The 22,007-nt window shown below is 30.0% G+C and carries 22 protein-coding genes; all 22 read right to left on the reverse strand.

Annotated features, from left to right (window positions below; genetic code table 11):
• Positions 1 to 21: 21 nt before the first annotated feature.
• The 22 genes from CLCOS_RS20720 to flgM all read right to left on the reverse strand — a co-directional run bounded on the left by CLCOS_RS20720 (position 22) and on the right by flgM (position 21,811).
• The gene (locus CLCOS_RS20720; RefSeq protein ID WP_063600808.1) at positions 22 to 1,917 is read right to left on the reverse strand and encodes a glycosyltransferase; all 1,896 of its coding nucleotides are present in this window, start codon (positions 1,915 to 1,917) and stop codon (positions 22 to 24) included.
• Between the two features lie 154 nt (positions 1,918 to 2,071).
• Positions 2,072 to 3,793, reverse strand: a complete 1,722-nt coding sequence (locus CLCOS_RS20725; RefSeq protein WP_063600807.1) for a flagellin — start codon at positions 3,791 to 3,793, stop codon at positions 2,072 to 2,074.
• 479 nt (positions 3,794 to 4,272) lie between these two features.
• A complete protein-coding gene (locus CLCOS_RS20730) occupies positions 4,273 to 4,449 on the reverse strand; it encodes a carbon storage regulator (protein ID WP_063600806.1) in 177 nt (58 codons plus the stop codon).
• A gap of 306 nt (positions 4,450 to 4,755) precedes the next feature.
• Complete coding sequence (locus CLCOS_RS20735) at positions 4,756 to 5,841, reverse strand: hypothetical protein (protein ID WP_063600805.1); 1,086 nt, start codon at positions 5,839 to 5,841, stop codon at positions 4,756 to 4,758.
• An 83-nt stretch (positions 5,842 to 5,924) separates the two neighbouring features.
• Complete coding sequence (fliB, locus tag CLCOS_RS20740; RefSeq protein ID WP_063600804.1) at positions 5,925 to 7,172, reverse strand: flagellin lysine-N-methylase; 1,248 nt, start codon at positions 7,170 to 7,172, stop codon at positions 5,925 to 5,927.
• A gap of 113 nt (positions 7,173 to 7,285) precedes the next feature.
• Positions 7,286 to 8,428 (reverse strand): DUF2920 family protein, encoded by a 1,143-nt coding sequence (locus CLCOS_RS20745; RefSeq protein ID WP_063600803.1) that lies wholly within the window; start codon positions 8,426 to 8,428, stop codon positions 7,286 to 7,288.
• A 17-nt stretch (positions 8,429 to 8,445) separates the two neighbouring features.
• Complete coding sequence (locus CLCOS_RS23045) at positions 8,446 to 8,574, reverse strand: hypothetical protein (RefSeq protein WP_275507187.1); 129 nt, start codon at positions 8,572 to 8,574, stop codon at positions 8,446 to 8,448.
• 38 nt (positions 8,575 to 8,612) lie between these two features.
• A complete protein-coding gene (locus CLCOS_RS20750; protein WP_063600802.1) occupies positions 8,613 to 8,843 on the reverse strand; it encodes a hypothetical protein in 231 nt (76 codons plus the stop codon).
• Positions 8,803 to 9,765 carry a hypothetical protein gene (locus CLCOS_RS20755; protein WP_063600801.1) on the reverse strand — a complete coding sequence of 321 codons (963 nt, stop codon included), beginning with the start codon at positions 9,763 to 9,765 and terminating at the stop codon, positions 8,803 to 8,805. Before CLCOS_RS20755 ends, CLCOS_RS20750 begins: the two co-directional genes overlap by 41 nt.
• A 15-nt stretch (positions 9,766 to 9,780) precedes the next feature.
• The gene (locus CLCOS_RS20760) at positions 9,781 to 11,667 is read right to left on the reverse strand and encodes a tetratricopeptide repeat-containing glycosyltransferase family 2 protein (RefSeq protein WP_063600800.1); all 1,887 of its coding nucleotides are present in this window, start codon (positions 11,665 to 11,667) and stop codon (positions 9,781 to 9,783) included.
• A 158-nt stretch (positions 11,668 to 11,825) separates the two neighbouring features.
• Entirely contained in the window at positions 11,826 to 13,538 is a 1,713-nt protein-coding gene (locus CLCOS_RS20765; RefSeq protein ID WP_063600799.1) for a flagellin, read from the reverse strand.
• A 108-nt stretch (positions 13,539 to 13,646) separates the two neighbouring features.
• A complete protein-coding gene (locus CLCOS_RS20770) occupies positions 13,647 to 13,985 on the reverse strand; it encodes a flagellar protein FliT (protein WP_063600798.1) in 339 nt (112 codons plus the stop codon).
• 27 nt (positions 13,986 to 14,012) lie between these two features.
• On the reverse strand, positions 14,013 to 15,806 hold the full coding sequence (fliD, locus tag CLCOS_RS20775; RefSeq protein ID WP_063600797.1) for a flagellar filament capping protein FliD: 1,794 nt from the start codon (positions 15,804 to 15,806) through the stop codon (positions 14,013 to 14,015).
• Positions 15,807 to 15,851: 45 nt separating this feature from the next.
• Positions 15,852 to 16,238, reverse strand: a complete 387-nt coding sequence (gene fliS, locus CLCOS_RS20780) for a flagellar export chaperone FliS (protein ID WP_063600796.1) — start codon at positions 16,236 to 16,238, stop codon at positions 15,852 to 15,854.
• Positions 16,239 to 16,316: 78 nt separating this feature from the next.
• Entirely contained in the window at positions 16,317 to 16,619 is a 303-nt protein-coding gene (locus CLCOS_RS20785; protein ID WP_063600795.1) for a hypothetical protein, read from the reverse strand.
• A gap of 30 nt (positions 16,620 to 16,649) precedes the next feature.
• A complete protein-coding gene (locus CLCOS_RS20790) occupies positions 16,650 to 17,012 on the reverse strand; it encodes a flagellar protein FlaG (RefSeq protein ID WP_063600794.1) in 363 nt (120 codons plus the stop codon).
• Between the two features lie 32 nt (positions 17,013 to 17,044).
• Complete coding sequence (gene csrA / locus CLCOS_RS20795) at positions 17,045 to 17,260, reverse strand: carbon storage regulator CsrA (RefSeq protein WP_063600793.1); 216 nt, start codon at positions 17,258 to 17,260, stop codon at positions 17,045 to 17,047.
• Positions 17,261 to 17,692: a flagellar assembly protein FliW gene (fliW, locus tag CLCOS_RS20800; protein ID WP_063600792.1), complete on the reverse strand. Its 432-nt coding sequence runs from the start codon at positions 17,690 to 17,692 to the stop codon at positions 17,261 to 17,263.
• A gap of 35 nt (positions 17,693 to 17,727) precedes the next feature.
• A complete protein-coding gene (gene flgL / locus CLCOS_RS20805) occupies positions 17,728 to 19,086 on the reverse strand; it encodes a flagellar hook-associated protein FlgL (protein ID WP_063600791.1) in 1,359 nt (452 codons plus the stop codon).
• An 80-nt stretch (positions 19,087 to 19,166) separates the two neighbouring features.
• On the reverse strand, positions 19,167 to 21,080 hold the full coding sequence (gene flgK, locus CLCOS_RS20810) for a flagellar hook-associated protein FlgK (protein ID WP_063600790.1): 1,914 nt from the start codon (positions 21,078 to 21,080) through the stop codon (positions 19,167 to 19,169).
• A 23-nt stretch (positions 21,081 to 21,103) separates the two neighbouring features.
• On the reverse strand, positions 21,104 to 21,511 hold the full coding sequence (gene flgN / locus CLCOS_RS20815) for a flagellar export chaperone FlgN (RefSeq protein ID WP_063600789.1): 408 nt from the start codon (positions 21,509 to 21,511) through the stop codon (positions 21,104 to 21,106).
• Between the two features lie 27 nt (positions 21,512 to 21,538).
• Positions 21,539 to 21,811: a flagellar biosynthesis anti-sigma factor FlgM gene (gene flgM, locus CLCOS_RS20820; RefSeq protein ID WP_013237614.1), complete on the reverse strand. Its 273-nt coding sequence runs from the start codon at positions 21,809 to 21,811 to the stop codon at positions 21,539 to 21,541.
• Positions 21,812 to 22,007: the final 196 nt, after the last annotated feature.

Genomic DNA, 22,007 nt, shown 5'->3' on the forward strand with positions numbered 1-22,007 from the left:
TCATTATGTTACTTATATTAACTATTGAACATATTCTTTTATCAAATTTAAACTTTTTGCCTTTAATATATCGTTACTACTTCTTTCTTCAATCCACTTTAAGTAATCAAATAAAGCATCATTTTTATAACCACCGCATTTTAATGCCTTTTCTATAAAGCTTATAGATTGTTGGTAATTATTTAATCTATAATAGCAAACTCCTATCCTATCATACAAATATCCCTTAAACGTCATATAATCATCATCTATTGAAATTTTAAAATTTTCAATTGCCATTTCATAATAACCTAATGCCATAAAAAGCTGCCCTACATCCTTCGAAATGTCATTTTCAAAATACTTTTTCATATTATAGGCTTTTTTCATATCATCTGTATTTCCTAGCAATATAAATTCCTTAAGGATATTTAAAAAATCCATTTTATCTTCATCAATAAGAACTATATCTTTATGTCCAAGATAAATTAATATAAATCTTCTAAATGAAGGTTTTACAAAACCTAAAATTTCACTTATGATATCTTTATTTTTAGATAAAATAGCCGAAATAACTGAAAATAATTGATATGTATATCCCCAATCATTAAAATAACAACTTGAAAAATACTTATATGACTCTTCAAAATTTCCATTACATAACAACATAAAAGTTAAAGAACTATCCTCTTTTTTGAATCTATTATGCCATATATTAACATAATACATAAGTACTTTGCCTAACTTTAATTTTGATAATTCTTTGACTAAGAATCCTACTTCTTTTTCATTATTTTCATCATATACAGACTTTAAAAGTAATATTATATCTTCAGCTGTTTCGTTTTTTATTATATTTATTAGCTTGGCAAAAGCTATCTCATTATCAAATTTACATTTTAATGATTTTACATAATATTCTAGTGCGCTGATATAATCATTTTTGAAATTATATATTATCCCCATATTATGGTATATTTCAGGAAGTAATCCTTCCACAAAATTCTGTTCTATACCATGATATTTTTTCTGCATTTCCACTGCTTCAAGAAAAAATTTCAAAGCATTTTCAAGTTTATTATTAATCAAATTTATCTTAGCCTTTTGACTATAAAACATAGGATGTAAAGGAAATTTTAAAACAGCTTCATCTATTTGCTCTATAACTTTCTCATAAGGATTATCTAGCCTTATCATACATTCAATTATAATTATATAGGCCTTTGAATTAGTCCCCATATTTTCAAAACCTGTTTCTATAAACTTTTTCATATAATCCATTGCTTTTTCATATTGTTTAAGTCCATAGTATGTATCTCCTAAATAATAATACAACATTTCTCTAGGATTTTTATCTTCCTTTTCTTCCTGTAATAATAATTTTAAATTTCTGTCAAATTTACTTTTAGAAATATCCTCTGAATAACCTGTATGATAAATAACAAGACTATTGTCATCTACTGTTGCTGATGATAATCCTTTTCCTTGATTTAGTACTACTTCATGAATTTTGTAATGGTACCTCAATCTTTTACTATTTCTAAAAATTCTTATGACATGTGCAGAACTCCTTTCTCTTCCATCAGAACTATCAATATTTACTAACTTTATAAGCAGGCCATCTATATCATCTTTTACCTGATTCAACAAATTAAAAATATTTTTTTCTGTCCCACCGTAAAAATATTCATCTGCATCAAGATAAATAATCCAATCTCCATTTGCATGATTGAGTGCCACATTTCTTGCAGAAGCAAAATCGTCATTCCACTCATAATAATAAACTTTTGCACCGCATTTTTTTGCAATTTCTACTGTTTTATCTGTAGAACCCGTATCCACTACAATTATTTCATGAACTATATCTTTAAAGCTGTCTATACATCTTTTTATATTTTTTTCTTCATTTTTTGTCATAATACAGCCGCTAATTTTCATACATAACTCTCCTTCTGTCTATTATTTTTATACAAAATCAACAAATACTTGGTGTTCTATAAAAATAGCAGATATTAAATAAGGAGCAGAGTTGCCTCTACTCCTTTATTTATTTGAAAATAAAGATTTAAAAATCTCACTTCAATTTTAGTTATTATCTTAATAACTGAAGTACTTGCTGCGGCTGTTGATTTGCTTGAGCAAGCATTGCTTGAGCAGCCTGGCTAAGAATATTGTTTTTTGAGTAGTTAGACATTTCTTTAGCCATATCAACATCTCTAATTCTTGATTCAGCTGATGTTAGATTTTCACTTGAAGTTCCCAAATTGTTTATTGTATGTTCTAGTCTATTTTGGAATGCACCAAGTTTTGATCTTTCTGATGAAACAGCTTCTATAGCATTGTTTATAACTTTAACAGCGTTTGTTGCATTTGGTGCAGTTGATACATCAAGAGCAGCTTCTCTTAATATGGAATCTGTTCCATTTGTTACAGTATTTGCAGTAGTAAATTTAGCTCCTGCTACTGAAGCATCAGCACCTGCTTTACCTGTAATAGCTAATGCAATTGATCTCATATCTGCAATATCAATTGTAAATTGCTGACCTTGATTTGCACCAACCTGGAATGTAGCTTTAAAGTTCTGCTGACTACCACCATCAGTAACCTTTACACCATTACCAGCAGCACCCTGTAATTTTGATGTTACAGTAAGTGCAGCTCCTGTATTTGTCATAACTACATCATTAAAAGCAGTACCATACTGAGTAGTTAATTTTCCTACTACAGCTGCTGCATCAGATGCGCCGCTTATATCTACACCAACATTTGAACCTGAATAAGCACCTTTACTTGCATCATAGAATTCAAATTCATGTCCTCCTACAGTAATTCCTTTTCCTATAAGATCCGTTGTTGTTCCGCCAGTAGGAAGCGCTAGTGTAATTGATTTACTTGCAGATGTATAAGTTGTTGTTCCTAGTTGAGCTATTGTTACAGCAGCACTAAGTGCATTACCTGATGCTCCACCAATATTACCGGCATCACCATCAAATTGTCCGCCCTGGTTTGCTTTTATAGTAATTCCACCTGTTGCCGCAGTTACTGTATAACCACCTTTTAAGTAAGAATTTTGAGATATTATAGTATTCAACGCACTAGCAATACTTGCTCCTGCTGAAGTAGCATCTCCACCTGTGGCACTATCAGCCTTTATATGTGCAGTTATAACATTTCCTACAGTCTCTATGTCTCCATTTATCTTTCCATTATCTGTAGTTACAGCATTTGAATCTACTACCAAGTTAACTTGAACTCCATTTATTGTAACTCCAAGTGTTTGTCCAGAAGTTAAAGGACCGCCAGCAGTAATAAGCTGTGTTGCTTCTGTAAGTGTTACAGTTCCATCTGATAAAACAGTATCAGTAAATGTGCCTGTTTTTGCTAAATTTTGAGTTCCATCACCCTTTAAAAGCGATTGAGTGTTGAATTCTGTGGTGTTACCTATTCTGTTGATTTCAGATGAAAGTTGATTCATTTCCTTTTGTATTTCTCCTCTATCAACAGTAACATTTGTGTCATTACCAGCTTGTACAGCAAGTTCTCTCATTCTTTGAAGAATTGATGTAGTTTCATTCAATGCACCTTCAGCTGTTTGAACCATTGAGATACCATCTTGAGCATTAGATGAAGCTTGATCAAGTCCATTAATCTGGCCTCTCATTTTTTCTGATATTGCGAGTCCAGCTGCATCATCTGCTGCACTATTGATTCTAAGACCTGAAGAAAGTTTTTGCATTGATTTGCTTGCATTTGTTGAGTTAATGTTCATGTTTCTTATAGCATTATTAGCTGCTAAATTGTGATTAATTATCATAATATTTCCCTCCCTGAATTTTGTTTATTTAGTACACTTCCTTGCGTACTTTTTTATTTATAGTTAAACCCGAAGGTTTACTAACAAGATTAAAGTTCAAAGTTTAAATATCAAATATCAATTTAGGTTGATTTTCAGCTAACGCTGAAAACCTTCATTTCAATTAACATTTAATCAGTTGAAATGTCAATTCTTCGTTATTTGTTCTTTGAACTTTGTTATTTATTAATAAAAAAGGAGCCAACCATCCCCCCTCATCAGCATCCTGCTGAATTACGGAAACAATTGACTCCTCCTGAGTTCTTTATTAAATTGTGGCTTTTTACAGCTTTAACTTAATTTTTTATTTATATTTAAGCTCTAAGGTTTACTAACAATGTAAAGTTCAAAGTTTAAATATCAAATATCAATTTAGGTTGATTTTCAGCTAATGCTGAAAATCTTCATTTTTTGTTATTTGTTCTTTCAACTTTGTTATTTTATTTAGCTTGTCTAAGTTTTTGCTGCTGCTCCCAAACTTCACCCCTTGTAATTTCTACATCTCTAGGAGCATCTATGGCAAGTCTTAAGTCGCCTTTATCACTTTTTACAACTTTAATTTTTATATTATCTCCAATTACCACATATTCTCCTGGCTTCCTGCCTAATACTAACATTTAATGTCCCTCCCTGGATTCTTATAATCAAAAAAGTACAACTAATACACCTACTCACTTCTGCCTCCTGCAGAGTATAATAGGTATACTAGTCGTCCTGACTTTCTCTCTATAAAATTTTATATTAATTTTTCGATATGTTTGTAAAAAACTTTATATCCATTTGATATATTTTTTTCTTATGTTTCCTTCTATTTCTATCTATTTAATTATTCGTTTTAAATTTAAAAAGCTTTATATAAAAAATAAAAATATATTTATAAATAACTTCTATTTTAACTATCATACATAAAGCTAATATACTTCTTACCTCTGATGCTGCTTTATTAATTTTTTCAACTCAGCAGTAATATTGCTCATACACTTATCCCTGTACTTATATATTTTTAAATTATACATTATCTTTTTAATCTGAGTAATATTTTCTGAATCAGTAACCATTATTTTAACTTCTTCATCTTCATTTAAAGTATCGACATACTTATACATTACAATATCCATAATTGCTAATAGTTCTGGGCTCAGCTGTGTTTTCACTTCAATTTGATTAAATTTCTCTACTGCTTTATTAATATTTATGTTTCTATCTCCAATTAAAAAACTATATAAATTATTTAAACAACTTATACCTTCCTTAATTAGATTACTTTTAATATTAATTTCTTTTAATATGTTTTTCATATTAATTTTAATATCCAATTGCTTTAAATCTTCTGAATCATCTGTTAATTCTTTAATTATATTTATTAAATCAGTACCATTTAAAATATCTTCAGATAACTTAATTCGTTCCTGTCTATTTTTTTCAATATCTATTTTTAATTTATTAAGAGAATTAACTAATTGTTCAAATTCATCTGCATAAAGTCCACTGTAATTTGAAAATGCTGAAGCTATAAAATTTACTCTATTATGATTTCCAAAATAATGTCTTAATATTTTATCTAAATCCTCTTCCTTTTTAAATAGACCAATAGAAACTTTACTACTGCTCAATATATTTTCTAAATTACCATAAAGTGCAGCAATTTTTATGATTTGAAAATCACTTTCAAGTACAAGGATATTATTATTGGGATATTTCTTATGTAATGCATCAATATGATAACCAATACCAAATCCAAAAACAATTATAACATCATTTACATATTTTAATTTAATTTCATCGACGAACCCATTTATATCCGATCCATCTTCTTTACAAATAGCTTTCCACATATTTTTATTGTAAATAAATGGTATTACATAATTATCAGATATTTTTTTTACTTTATGAGTAAGGGGATTTAAGTCCATATCCTTTATCTTTATATTTTGATATTTGTTTAATAATTTAGTATTCTTCACAAAATTTTCTTCTTCACTTTTTAAATATTTTGATTCAAAATCCATACTACACCTCTATTTTTAAAAATACGCTAACAAATCATTCTATGATCAATTATACTGTTGCTTCCAATCCACAGTTACCATACTCATTTTAACAAATATATTAAGCCTTCTAAATTAAGTAAACCTTTATTTCTTAATTTTTTTAATGCTTCTACCATATAAACCTTAGAATGATCAACACTAATTGTGAATACAGATATTAAGTCTATAACAAGTTCAGGCGTAATTCCCTTCCTGTATGTTCCAATACCTGTTAAAAGCATTTTAATAATAGAATACTTAAGTACAAAGTTATAAACTTCTTCAAACACGTTACTTGAAATTGTTTCCCCAAATGGTATTATATTTTTAAAAGCATTATTTACCATGTAATTTTCTAATATATATTCATATTCATTTAAAAACGGTTTTAAATATTCATCATACGAATTTATATAATTTTTTTCAATTACTTCAAAAAGAACATCCTTTGAATATGAAATTCCTGTTAAAAACTCGCTAACATACATCATATATTGTTTTTGACGTACAAAAGTAAAATTATATTGAATAATTTCATTTAAATCAGCTAACTGTACCTGAGATGGTACAACTATTGAATTAATTACATTATCTATTTCTCCATTATTAATTTTAGATACAGTATTTTGTAAAAGTTCCGGTATAGTATCAATATTTAAATTTTTTATTAGTTTTTCAAGTTCATGTACAAATATGGACAAAATTGTTAGTCTCTTATCTAAGGAATAATTTTTTAACTGTAGTAGATCTATAATAAAATTTCTTATTTCATAAAAGTATTTTAGTGCACCATTGAACTTGAGATTTTTATTAGTATGAACAATGCAATTAAAATCCCACCTATACTCATAAGTATCAATAAAGTCAAACTGCATAGCGTCTTTATTCAATAACATTTTTCTTGCAGCTTCAGGGCAAGCTGTTGTAAGTGCACATTGAAGTACACCATCTACATTTATAAACTCTCTTGGATACATACTACAAGTTCTACACAAATACTCAGTACCGATTTCTGATTGAATAGTACACAGCATGTTCTCAGACAAAAATGAGCATTTCCCTTTTTCATCCAAATTAATTTTACCATAAAATAGATTCTCAAATTGCTTCTCTACATTTTGTCTATTTCTTTTAACATATCTTTGAAACTTATCTTTCCATTCCCTGTTTACTATTTTTTTATATTTTAAAAAATGCTCTTTATCAACGTCCGTTTTCCATCCTTGAGCACAACAATTTCTTTCACATTGTGGACCAATACATTTAAATTGTGACATATAATGTGGAATTAAAGCCTTATAAATAGCCATCTTATTCACCTCTAATCATAAATTCAACATTTGCATATTTTAATTCAATTTCATCTACGAACTCATTTATACCAGATCCATCTTCTTTGCAAATAGCTTTCCACATATTTTGATTATATTGAATTAATAATTAATCTTGGAAAAATATCTTTATAATTTATTTTATATTCATTTTTCATTGTGCTATAAATATACTCATTCTTAAGATCTAAATATTCTGAAATTTTAAATGTACTATTGTATTCATTCATAATCTTATCAAATAAACTAATAAAGTTTACTCCTATGTCATGATGGTCATTTTGAAATATGGAGCTATCCGATTTACTTGCACCAATTTCAATAATTTCATTCAACTTACAATTATCTATTGAACTGCAAAACTTTCTTTTTTCACTGATAGGCGTTAGATCATCATTAGTTCCATGAAAAGATATAATTTTACATTTATTATTGAATTGATTATATAAAACATCAAGTTTTAAAATATCTAAATCATAGAACAACTTAGATATAATATAGTTAATATCAAATTGTATTTTTATACTTTTCTCAATGTATTTATCATTAGCTCTAAATATAGAATCATTATATTTTATAAACCAAGGCTGTCTTTTTTCTATATATTTGGGATATGTATATGCTGCTGTATCAATTATAAGAGAAAACAACTCTGGTGCAAAAGCATTACATAAATAGGATAAATAGGAGCCATGAGAATTACTATAAATTAATATTTTCTTAGTATTAAATTTAAGATCATTATCATAAATAATAGATATAACCGAAAGAACTGCTGTAATATTATCAATAGCCTGCATTAATCCCATATCACAGCAATATTCAGGCTTTTCATGAATTTTTAGTCTTCCACTTAACGTTAGATTTTCCATAGGAGATTTCATTAATTCATCCATTAAATTATCAATTAGCGAACTATTATAATTAACAAATTCATTATTAACGCTAATTTCCAATATATTTTTTTCAATAAAAAATGGCATGTTCTGCATAAATTCATATCCAAAATAATCACAAGACAACACTACTAAATTATATTTATCTGAAAAATCACGTCTCATTTTTCTATATATGTTTGAATTAGAATTTGCACCAAATCCAGGGATTAGTAATAAAATTCCCGTATTTTTATTTATACCGCTATCTGGTTCTGAAAGATAAACCTTTAATTTTCTATCAACACTTTTATAAATACTTGGTTGAGCGTTTACATAAAAATCATAATCTTTTGCCATGATACTTACCTCTTATTCTATACAAATACAAATTCAATATTATCAGGTGTCTGTAATTCCCTTTTAGGTTCTCTAGTTGGTTTCACTGCACTTAGTTCTACTGTCATTTCTATAACTACATTTCTAAAAGTGTTAACTTCATACATTATTTCATCTACTGTTTTACCTTCATATCTTTTTTTACTTACGATAGATATATTTTTTCTACTTTCCAGTCCCCCTTGTATCCATAATCTTCTCTCCAATAATAGGGTTGCGAAAAATACCCATAAGAATGTAAAAAGTACTGCCTTACATGGGTAGGATTTTCAAAGGCATCATCACTAGAACCATATGGACACTTAAACAAAGCCCTTGCCTCTGGTTTTGCAATTCTATGAAGTTCTTCCACCATCATTATAAACTTTAGTTTCATCTGTATCTAACCTGCTGTCTTCAAACAATTTTTTAGGTTTAATATTAACCAATTCATCATAAAAAAATGCTTTATTTTTATCAAATATACTTTCTATTTTATTATCAATAACTTCTGATTCAAGAAAACTCTTTAATTTTTCTACCTTTTTCAAAATTTCCCCAGCACTAAACTTATCTGCATTAAATGCCATATTTTCTAATTCAAAATAATTAAGAAAGTTTTCAAACTCTTCGTCTAACTTAAATGTAATAAATGTTTTCTTAAATGAAGTACATAATATATTGGCCTCCATAGATAAATTTATAAAAAGCAAAGACTCATTAATTAGTTCAAGAAATTTTTCACCGCTTTCTATATTCCCAACATATTTAATGTTATCATTTTGAAATTGATATACAAATTGTTCACATGATTTGTTATTTATTAGTATATCTTCATTGCTGCTAAGTGAAAATACATTTATTTTATATCCATTATTAATCAATATTTGAAGTGCTATTTGAAGCTGTTCATACATCCACTCTAACTTATCTTTATGAATATCATATTTTAAGTTTTGAATATTTACAGAAATTATTTTATCTGCAGCTTCAACAATGGGAAGATCATATAATTTTCTTATACCTAAAAGCATGTTATTAAAATTATTTTTTGTATCATTTAAGACTATTATTTTAGTCTCCTCTGTTTCTATACTTTTTATATTAAAGGTAGTTTTAAATCTATCTATATCTTCATTTTTAATAATAATTGCATCATAATCATTTAAATTTTCCAAATCATTTATTGATATACATTCTAGTACTGCATTAAGTTTGCTATCCTGCAAATATTTATTTATTAAATCATCATATAAATTATTGAATACTGCACTTCTATTATCTATACTTATATTTGCTATTTTTAGATAGTTTACCATGTCTTTTACTTCCCCCTAAAAATTATTAACCAGTTCTTTTGCTTCTATTTTTAATTTTTGATCAGTTACCTTTTTCTCCAACCAAATCAAATATTGTTTTACTTCTTTAGGTTTATATTCTTTTTCTACAGCCTTTTGCATATATTCAAAGCTTTTTTTATAATTCTTCATTTTAAAATAACATACTCCCATACACTTACATGCCATTCCATAATACATACCTGCATCCTTCAGCGAATCATTATAATTATTTACAGCTTCAATATATTGTTTGCATTCAAACAATATATTTCCTATACTAGAAGATATATTTTTCTCAAAATTATTTTTTAATTCAATAAATTTTTTTAATTCAATAGAATTTCCTTTAACTAATACTATTTCTTTCAGCAATCTTAAATAATCAGCCTTATCTTCTTTAATAAATTTTACATTTTTATTTCCTAAGTACCCTTCAATGATTCTTTTAAAAGATGGCTTTACATAATTTTTTATTTCTTCTACTAATTTAACATTTTTACTCAGCAGTGCAGACAGCACTGAAAACTGACTCCAAGTATAATTCCACTCATTAAAATAGCACTTAGAAAAATATTTATATGCTTCTTCATAATTTTCGTTTGAGTATAAGGTAAACATTATTTTATTATCTTCTTTTTTTAATTTATTTAACCTTATGTTTTCGTAATAATAAAGTACTTTGCCTAATTTAACCTTTGCTGTTTGGTTAACTAAAAATTCAATGTCTTTTTCATTATTAATATCATAAATACTGTTAATAAATAAAATTATATCAGAATAATTTTCATTTTTTATTAATCCTAACAAACACTGAAATGCCCCATCAAAATATTTATTTTGTTGCAATGACTTAACCTGATACTCAAGTGCGTTGATGTTATCATTTTTAAGCTCATAAAGCCTTCCCATATTATAATAAGCATTATATACATTGGCCTCAAAATTATTGTGTTCTATATCATTGTAATTTTCATTAAGTTCAAATGCTTTTTTATAAAGTTCCAATGATTTATCATAATTTCCATAAACATGTTCTAAAGATGCCCAAAGTCTATAGAACTCAGGATAACTAGGCTTTTTTGCTATGGCTTCATCAATTACTTTTCTTACAGACTCATAAGGTGAATTCAACATCATCATTGAAGCTATGGTTATATAATATGGTTTTGTATTATATCCCCCATTTTCTTCACCACTATCAATATACATTTTCATATATTTTATTGCCAGTTCATAATTTTCAAGTGAAAAATAGCAGTCACCAAAATAAAAATAAGTTTGGGCTGTTTCTTTTCCTTCATCTACATCTTTTTGTAATAAAAATAAATTTCTTTCATATTTACTTTTAAGAATTTCAGAAGAATAACCTGTATGATAAATGGTTATATCTTTTTTATCTGCAGTAAAACAATCTATTTTTTTTCCATTATCGTATACATTTTCATGAATCCTTCCCAAGTATCTCATAGATTCCTTATTTCTAAATATTCTCACCATATAATCCGTAACTTTAATATTTTTTACAGTGTCAATATTTATTCGGGGACAATATATTCCAACTATGTTTTTACTTTTATTAATACTTTTAATAATCTTAAATATATTTTTACTGGTGTCTCCATAAAAGTACTCATCTGCATCCAAAAATATTATCCAGTCGCCTTTTGCTCTAGAAAGAGCTAAATTCCTGGGTTCAGAAAAATCATCCTTCCAGACATAATTGTATATTTCAGCACCATATTTTTTTGCTATTCTAATTGTATTATCTGTTGAGCCAGTATCTACGACAATTATTTGGTCTACAACTTCTTTAAAACTATAAATACATCTTTTAATATTTTTTTCTTCATTTTTTGTTATTAAACATGCTGTAATCTTCATAATTTCAACCCCTCTTGAAGTTTTAATATTAATTTTTTACAGAATTAAATACTTTAGTTTTCTAAAAAATTAATATTTTGTATTAAACAAGGGTGGAATACAAACTCCACCCTTATTAATATTAATTAATTTACTTGTAACTAAATTAGGTTAACTGTTTATCTCAATAACTGAAGAACCTGTTGTGGCTGTTGGTTAGCTTGAGCAAGCATAGCCTGAGCAGCTTGAGATAAAATATTGTTCTTTGAATATGCTGACATTTCTTTTGCCATATCAACATCTCTAATTCTTGACTCTGCTGATGTCAAGTTTTCTGAAGATGTTCCAAGGTTTGCTATAGTATGCTCAAGTCTATTTTGATAAGCACCAAGCTGTGATCTCTGTGCTGAGACTGCAGCTGTAGCATTATCTAATACTTTAAGTGCAGCTGTAGCAGTATCAGTGCTTGATACATCAAGAGCTGCTTCCCTTAATGTAGCACTTGTTCCATCTGTAACAACATTTGTTGATGTAAATTTAGCACCTGCAACTCCTGCAACGGATCCACCAGCTGTACCTGCAATTCCAAGGGCATTTGACCTCATATCTGCTATAGATATTTCAAATGTCTGTCCCATATTTGCTCCTACCTGCATTGTAGTTTTGAAATTTTGCTGAATACTTCCATCCTGTACTTTTATTTGATCTCCTGCAACGCCTGGATTTGCAGCTGAAATAGTAACTGTTCCAGCACCACCACCTGTAGCAAGTGTAACACCTGTAAGCTTTGGTCCAGCCTGTGCAATTATTGCCTTAGAAATATCATCCGCTGTTGCACCTGAAGCAATATCAACACCAATTGCAGAACCTGTATAAGCTCCCTTAGTACCGTCATAAAATTCAATTTGTTGATTGTCAATTGTCATGCCAGTTCCAATATAGGATGAATAAGTACCACCTATAGTAATAGTAGCACTTGCAGCTGTTCCTGTACTAGTTGTTCCTGTGTTTCCTACAGCTGTTCCAGCAAGAGTGGCACCAGATTTTGCTGAATCTCCTATAATGCCAGCTGCCCCATCAAATGTTCCACCTGAAACTGCTGTAATAGTAACATTAGCACCATTTCCTGTTACTGTATAGTTTCCTTTTAAAGCTGAATTGTTATCAATCATATCTTGAAGTGCTGTTCTTATTCCAGATGCTGCGCCATTTACCGTTGCAGTTGATTCAAGATTAACTGTAGCTGCTGTTCCTGTTACATTATATACAGCTTGAGCTGATTGTCCACCAGCATTTGATGCTGCAAAAGTAACTGTAAGTGCCTGTCCGTTAAGTGTAACAGTATAAGTGTCTGCTGCTGTTGCTGTTGCTGTTATAGCATTAGTTTGAGTTGCTGCAGTCTTTGAAGGATCTACACCGCCAGTGAAATTACCAACTCCAGTAGTTAAACCTGAACCAGCAACCTTAACAGAACCATCACCTTTTAAAAGTGATTGTGTATTAAATTCTGTAGTATTACCAATTCTGTTAACTTCTGATGTCAACTGATTCATTTCTGTCTGTATGGATTGTCTATCAACAGTAACGTTAGTTCCGTTTGCTGATTGGTTGGCAAGTTGTCTCATTCTTTGAAGAATTGAAGTTGTCTCATTTAAAGCGCCTTCAGCTGTCTGAACCATTGATATAGCATCTTGTGAGTTAGAAGTTGCTTGATCAAGACCATTTATCTGGCCTCTCATTTTTTCGGATATTGCGAGTCCAGCTGCATCATCTGCTGCACTGTTAATTCTAAGACCTGAAGAAAGTTTTTGCATTGATTTGCTTGCATTGCTTGAGTTAATGTTCATGTTTCTTATAGCGTTGTTTGCTTGTAAGTTGTGATTAATTATCATAATAAATTCCTCCTTGAATTTTAACGGGCATCCTTGCCCTTTGTTATTTATTTTATCGTTGCTATTTTTATTTACTTTACTACTTTTTTCGACTTTTTTATTATTTAATTATATTTTCTTGCTAAATATGCTTGCACCTATATGCTTATTGTAACCTTTCGTTAAATTCTTCCTTTTAGATATATCATCAATTTTTTCTTTCAGCTTATGTTTCTTTTCAGCCATTATTTTTGATAGTTTCTGCTGAAAAGTAATTACTTGAAATTGGTCAACTGCATCACGATACTGATCTTTTGTACAATGCAGCTTTTCTAGATTATCTAGTAGCTTTTGCCTCTCATCCATTAGATTTTCTAATGAATCATAATCATTCTTCTGAAGTTTATCAATAAGCTTACAGGTGACGTTCCTTAAATTCTCCATACCTCTTTCTAAATCTAGCTTCATCATTTATTCCCCACTTCACTTTTCCTATCAGTTTCCAAGCATAGAAGACAATTGTGACTGTTGAGCATTTAATTGGTTCATAACAGTTTCAAGATTGGAAAATTGTTTATAATATTTTTCTTGGTCTGTGCTCATTTGAGCTGTAATCTTTTTTATATTAAGCTGTTCTTCATACAGTTGGTCTGGAAGTGTATTTTTACCGCCAGTTCCTGTTATTGTAAAGTCATATTGTTTATTTGCATAAGAAGTTAATATAGCAGTATTTAATGTTGTATTTGTAAATCCTACATTTTTTTGAAGTATAGTATTAATTCTAGTAAAAATTCCATCTTCCTGATATTCCTGTGTACTAGTATCATATTTTGTGCTACCATCATCTGCAATAGGAGCAGCTGCAGTTGATACATTAGTAAACATCTTTAATATTTGATCGCAATTATTTGATATAGCTGTTTTTAAAGCTGTTGGGTCTGCTATATCAATATGATCTGGTGTTGTATAATCTTGAGATGTATCTATTCCTATACTATTACCACCGTACCTTCCCATTGAAAGTCCAGTATTATTTACAGCTGTTGTAAATGCTGTTGTTAAATTATCAAGCAAATTTTGAAGATTGTCATCATTTCTAAGAATGCCTACTTTAGCTTTAGTTTCCCAAGCTGTAATTTGCGTGGAACTCATTTCAGCTTTTTGCGCATCTGTTAAAGGCTTGTAATCTGAATTTGGCTTTTCAGTAAGTTTTGTTTGAATTTCATCTACTATAGCATTATATTTGTCAATAAAGGACTTAATTTTATCATATACCTTTTGGGTATCTTGTCCAACAGTTACCGATGCAGTAACAGGATGGGTGCTATCAGTCCCCTCGCTTGATAATGTATAAGTCATTCCATCTATGGTGAAATTATTACTTGTCTTATCCGTAACTTCAACACCACTTCCACCTGGTGGAGTAATTATTACATCTGCATTTTGACCCTTTTGAATTTTTCCAGTAGCAGTATCAGTAGATGTACTTGAAACTGTCCAATCAGCAGTAGTTACCCCAGCACTATTTGCTGCGGAAAATCCAAGTATAGTAGAAAGTGATGCTGTACTTCCACTTTTTATTGCTAAACTTGTATCACTGCCAGTTCTTGTACTATTTAAATTAAATTGGCCTGTAAGCTCACTATAGGTTGCCTTTACACTTCCACTCCCTTGGTCATTTATAGCGTTAATAAGATCTCCTAGTGTAGCCGTACCTGATGTATTATCTAAAGTAACATTAAAATCACTAGTCGCATTATTAGCATTTAATCCTAATTTAACTGATCCACTTAATGATGGATCTATATCCGTCAGTTTTGTAGAAAGTTGAGCTTTAGTTGCTGTTTGATTGCTTGGTACATATAATGTATTGCTTATTCCTGCACCTTTTGCTAATTGTTTAACTGATATTGAATATTTGCCTGTCTTTGCTCCTACTCCTGGAGTAAAAGTTGCTACTGATGTATCAACTGCAGATAATCCATCCGCAGAACTTACATTAAATGGTGCAAAATTTGTTGCTGCTAAAATGTCCTTATCTGAACTAGATGCGTCAAAAAATGAACTTTGTAAATCTTTTATATCCTTAATAATATCCTGATATGCCTCTTGCTTCCACTGAGTAGTTTGCTGATCCTGTTTTGCTTTATCAAGTTTCGCCTGTTCTGCTGCCATCATTTTTTTTACTAGCGCATCTACATCAAGTCCTGAAGCTAAACCTGTTAATCTAATCATATTGCCGCCACCGGCACCAGTGGTACCGGATGTTACTGAACTTACATCACTCATATTTATTACCTCCCCTTATTCAATTCACAATTTACAATTATCATTTTATTTTTGTGTTTTAGAAATTTTATAGGCTCCTTCCCAAGTATCTCTAACATCTTCTATTAGCGGAATTACCTCATCCATTATTTTTACATCCTTTTTCATATTTGCGTCTACTAACCTTCTAACTATAAAATCATATACACTCATAAGAGATTGTCCCCATTTTCCTGCCTTTGAGACATCTAAAGATATCATAAGTTCATTAAATATATTCTGGGTCTTGATTATATTTTCATGAGCCTTTTTTATATCATTATCCAGCATTGCCTGTCTTGTTACTTTAGCAAATTTCACTGCTCCATCTACCAGCATCAAAAGGAGCTGTTCCTTTGATGCATAATTTACGCTGTTACTTTTATACGTTTTATAAGCATTTCCTGCATACATACAATAAACCTCCCTTATTGAATTAATAGTGTATAGTCAATAATTATACTATCTCAACTATTAATTATTAATTATTAATTATTTCTTAACATCTAAAATGTTTCCTCTTTCGTTATCAATTGAAAGGTTTTCCTTCTCTTCTTTAAAGGCTTTTACTTCAACTTTTTCCACTTTACTTGCTTCTACAAAAATACGTTTTTTACTTTTGCTCTGTTTGTATTTGGTAAGTTCTGATTTAAAATCTCCCTGATTATTTTTTTCCTTACCTTTATAGTCTTTATTTATAAAAATCCCTGATTTATTATGAACTTTTCCTGCACTTGTAGTTTCTTTTACTCTGCGACGAACTTCTGAATCTATTTTATTTAACCTAAATTCCATTAAAATCCCCCCTAGAATAATATCAATACCTTAAACTTTTTTATCCAGAAAAACTCCAGCCAATTCACAAAGTTTATCTACCATATCAACTATACTCTTAGGTGGTATTTCTTTTATTACTTTATCAGTATTATTATCTACTATGCTTACCATTATATCTTTAAATTTTCCATACACCTCATATCTCAAATGAGTAGGTGTATCTTCCATTAGCTTGTTTATTTTATCCACAGCTCTTTTTACATCTTTTTCATTTACATTTTCACTATTTGAGAATTTATTATCCACAGTTTTGTTAGCTACATCTGCATTTTGTTGAGTTTGCAAAACATCACTAGATGTATTAAAACCTAAAGATAGCTGTCTTCCTTGACCTACATCTTTAACTTCCATGCCAAACACCTCTTTATAATTCTTTAATAAAACTATTTTTTTATCTTTTTTAACACGCTCATATCTGAAGCCGCTGCATTCTTATTTTCCTCTTCTACTTCCTTGTAAAGTTCTTTTCTAAGTATTGTTATATTTCTAGGTGCAGATATAGAAAGTTTAACACTTCCTTCTTCTATTTTTACAATAGTTATTTCTATATCTTCTCCTATACGAAGTGACTCACCTTTTTTTCTACTTATAACTAGCAATTAAAACTCCCCCTTAAAAAGTGGGTATTTTATTGGATAATCTACATTATCCAGTATTAATTGTTCCCCAATATTTTCATTCTTATTTATTATTATGGGAGCTTTTAAATTAACTGTTATATTTTCTAGCTTAGTACTTAAATTAACTGTATTTACTACAATAATATCTTTTTGGCTTTTTATATTAAGCTCACATACCTTAATTTCGTTCAAATCAAATTCATAATTTTTCAATACATTAAAGGGTGAAACTACCACAATTCCTATATTAACATCTTCAATAGAATGAAGTATATAAAATAAATTATTTTCCTCTGCAGGAACCAGTATAAATTTTTTCAAGTTTTCAAAGCCAGGAATTCCTTTTTGAAACATTAGTATATCTTCATTTTCATAGTTTAGTACTCCATGATATTTTGTGTTTAATTTCATTATTATCTCCCTCTATGTTCAATTAATTATTGACTCTATCTAATATAATCCAAAAGTGTAGGCTGTATTACTTTTCCACCAGTTTGAAGACATGCCTGATAAACTGTAATAGATGTATAATATTCTATGGTTTTTTCAGTAATGTCTATATCTTCTGTTTTTGAAAGTACTTCTTTTAAGTCAGTTATTGAAGCTTCGTTTTGGGTACTCAAGTCACTCATTCTCTTTTCTTTTGCACCAATCTTCGAACGAACCTGAAGAACCTTTTTTGAGGCTGCATCTATATCTGTAAGATCCTGACCCATTAGTTCTTTCTTTGCAGCGTCTTCATCCTTTTTCCACACATAATAATGGGCTGCCCCATTTGAATCTGGTATATTTATTGCACCTGGATCGCTAGCTACCGCATCAGTTAAAACTTGTCCTGCTAAATGATGTTGTATCCTATTCATAAGTGCATTTATGCTGTCTCCTGAAGTTGTATTATAGTTACTTCCATATTGCATTATATCTGATGCTGTAGCATTATATGATAACACTACTCCTTGGGAAATTTCTATATTTTTATCCGCCCCTATATTTTCCATAGTCATATTAGAAAATTGCTTTCCAACTGCAGATGATAGATCAGATATATCTGAAGCAGTTATTTTTATATTATCATTACTATTTACAGATATAAATTTTACATTTCCATCATTGGTTTTTACTACATTAATTTTATCTTTAAAATTGGGATCACCTTGTATTCCAGAATTTAAATTTTTAATTACTTCATCTATACTTGAACCTGAAGGATTTACAGTTAATGTATTGGTTCCATCAGAAAAAGTTATACTTTTGCCAGCCCAATTACTAACATGAAATCCACTGGATACCACTGACGGAAGATTACTTACAGCATTTCCATCCTTGTCAGCATACTCTAACGTCACAATTCCATTAGCATCAGTAGTTGTAGTTATTGGCTTTGAAAGTCCTGTGGTTCCTCCAAATATATATTCACCTTGAAAGTTCGTATTAAGCAATGTGGCAAGCTGCTGCACTTCCTGGCTCACTGCATCATTAATTTTATCTTTTTCATCTTGTGTATAAACTCCACCTGCTTGCTCTAAATTATTTCTTATATTACTAAGTACAGTTCCTATTTGCCCTAAAGTAGTGTCTGTGGTTTGCATCCATGTATTTGCAGTTTTTATATTAGAACCATACTGAGTGGTATAATCTACAGAGCTTTGAAGCTGCATAGCTCTTTCAACATTTATTGGATCATCAGAAGGCTTTGAAAAATTCTTTGTAGAAGATACCTGCTGCTGTATTTTACTTAAATTTTCAAGATTTCTCTGCATATCTGCTAAAAAATTGTCCGATAGTGTTTTATTTGTTATTCTCAAAACTCAATCACATCCTTTATTTCAAGGTTCAAATATCAAAGAAAAAATATAATTGTTATTTGATATTTGAACTTTGTTATCTATCGTTTAAGTTGGTTTATAACCACATCCAAAAGTTCATCCACTGTGGATATCATCTTTGCATTTGCCTGATAACAGTGCTGAAATTGAATGAGATTTGTCATTTCTTCATCAATTGATACTCCAGAATTCGCTTCCCTAGACTGAATATAGCTTTGAAGCTGACCAGATTGCGTTTGTACTGTTTGTTTAGCTTCCTGTTCATTGCTACCAACTTTATTTACTAAGTCATTAAAATAGTTATCTAAAGTAGATCCTCCATTTACTTTTCCTATAGAATATACATTGTTTATTGTACTATCTGATGTAAATATACCTTTTAATAAATCACTTCTACTACTATCACTTGTTATGCTTCCAATATTCATAATACTGTTGGCAAGCTGTGCTACAGCTACTGCCCTATTTCCATCAGTGCTAGTGCTCAATGAATTTCCTTTTGAATCATATTTGGTATCTACTTTTATTTTAGATGGATCATTCATTATTTCCACATTCACCGTTATATTGGCTGCTGTTATATTATTTTCATCTGCTGCTGAATATTTAGATGAATCTTTTTGATCTGCATTTACAAAGAAATTATTTATTCCACCTTCTGCAGAACCATCCGTAACATTATCTGCTACCCAGGTACTGCTCTGGCTTATTATTGCATTTACTGAAAGTGCCATTCCCTTTGCAAGTTTGTTGAGTTCATCTTGATAATCATCTATATTCTTTTGTACTGATGTATAACCTTTGAGTTCGCCTGTTGGAGGTCTAAAAAGAGCAAGCTCACTAAAGCTTATGGGATCTGTAGAAGTACCATCTAATTTTTCTCCATCAGCAACTGCTGCTTTGCCTGAAGGATCCTGCCCTCCTGTAACCTTATAGGCAACTCCATTTTGATCAGCCCAAAGTACCCTATTTTCATCCATTTCTTTTTCTTGATCTGACGTCATACCTACATATATTGTTACTTTGTTAGCATCTGTGAGGATATCTCCTTTTTTATAATAATCTACTTTATACACAGTATTTCCATTGCTATCTTTTGTAACATTTCCATTAGAATCAGTTTGAGGTGTTATATTTGTTATATAGGAAAATGACGCTACGTTTGTATCATCCGGATTATCTGTTTGAACTATATTAAGTGGTTTACCATCTAACAAAGGTGCAGATCCATTATCCTTTTCGACGGAAGCACTATTTGAAGTAGTCACATCAATTCCATCATAGTCTTTATCGGTAATGCTTATTCCAAATTCACTGCTGAGTTGGTCTAAAAGTAAATCCCTACTGTCTAAAAGATCATTTGGGTTTTGTCCTGACGTTTTTGTATCTTTTATCTGCTGATTTAAATTAGATATCTTTCCTAATATAGTATTCACATTTACTACCACATTCTTTATTTCTGTATTAGTATTGGTTTTAATATCTGAAATTTGTGAATAAGTGTGGTTTAATTCATTAGTAAGTTGATAGGCCTGCTCTTTCACTGTACTTACATTTTGAGATGAGGAAGACAGTGACTGCCAGGAACTAAAAAACTTCTGTATAAGTGATGATATTCCACTGCCTGTTGACCCAGTATCTGTTCCCAGTACGCTTTCTACCTGACTCAAGTATTTATCACGAGCTTTATATTGCCCACTAGCCCCATTTTCTACCCTTATTTGATAGTCCAAAAAACTATCCCTTATTCTCTCAATAGACTCTATATTTACCCCTGTACCAAGCTGTCCTGCACCAGCTGCACTGTCCATACTTGGAAGAGTATAGGGCGTTGTGGTTACCATATCTGCCCTCTGCCTTGAATATCCATCCGTGTTAGCATTTGCTATATTGTGGGATGTTACATTTATGGCAGTTTGCTGTGCAAAAAGCCCACTTTTTGCTGTATTAAATATTGAAAATAACCCCGGCATTTAATTCAACTCCTTATTTTTATTTATCTGCTTCTTCCAAAAGCATTATAGGTTTTTGCTTGTCTGTTTGGGTTCAATGCCCTAAGCATCTGATTTGCAAAACCAAGCCACTGTTTTACAAGGGCTTCATTTGTATCTTTTTGAAATTTCATCTTTTCAAGCAAGTTAACTATATCTAAATATACTTTTTCTAATTTTTTATCTTCTGATTCTTTTATAATCTCTCTCATAGGTCTGTCACCAGTTATTTTTCTTCTTTCAACTTCGAGCCTTGCTACGTTTCTACTTCTTTCTTCTATGACCTTAACTATTTTATCTAGTAAAAACACCTGTCTTTCCACAAGATATTTATTTTGTTCAATTAAAGCTTCATAAAGTGATTTAAGCATTTCATATTCTTCTAACATAATCTCAGACAGCTGCAGTTCCAATTACATCACCTCCCGGGTATATGCAAATTATACCTTACCCTTTATATTATCTATAATTTTTTGCGCCACGAGCTTAGAATCTACTTTATAAGTTCCATTTGCTACAGCCTTTTTTATGCTTTCTACTCTCTCTTTAGAATTTACAAATTTATCATCTAAGGAATAAGGGCTGAGACTTTTTCCTATAGATGATATGTGAATGGAATCCTTGCTGTTTGATTCACTCTTTAAACTTTTCTCTACTTTGCTCCTATTATAAAAGCTCACCAGCTTACTGGAATTGATCCCATTTATTTTCATAAAAATACACCCCTAACCATAACTACTTCAAATATCATTTTTCTTTACTAGTAACATTATCGAGTACATATATTTAATATTTATACTTTGAATTGAATATAAATTGCTTATTTTAAATAAAAAGTCCCTATATGTTTCCACTTTAATACACAAATAAATTTCATTATATTATAAATTAAAATAAGATGTGTATAGC

The sequence above is a fragment of the Clostridium coskatii genome, from assembly GCF_001675205.1.
Taxonomy (GTDB): Bacteria; Bacillota; Clostridia; order Clostridiales; family Clostridiaceae; genus Clostridium_B; species Clostridium_B ljungdahlii.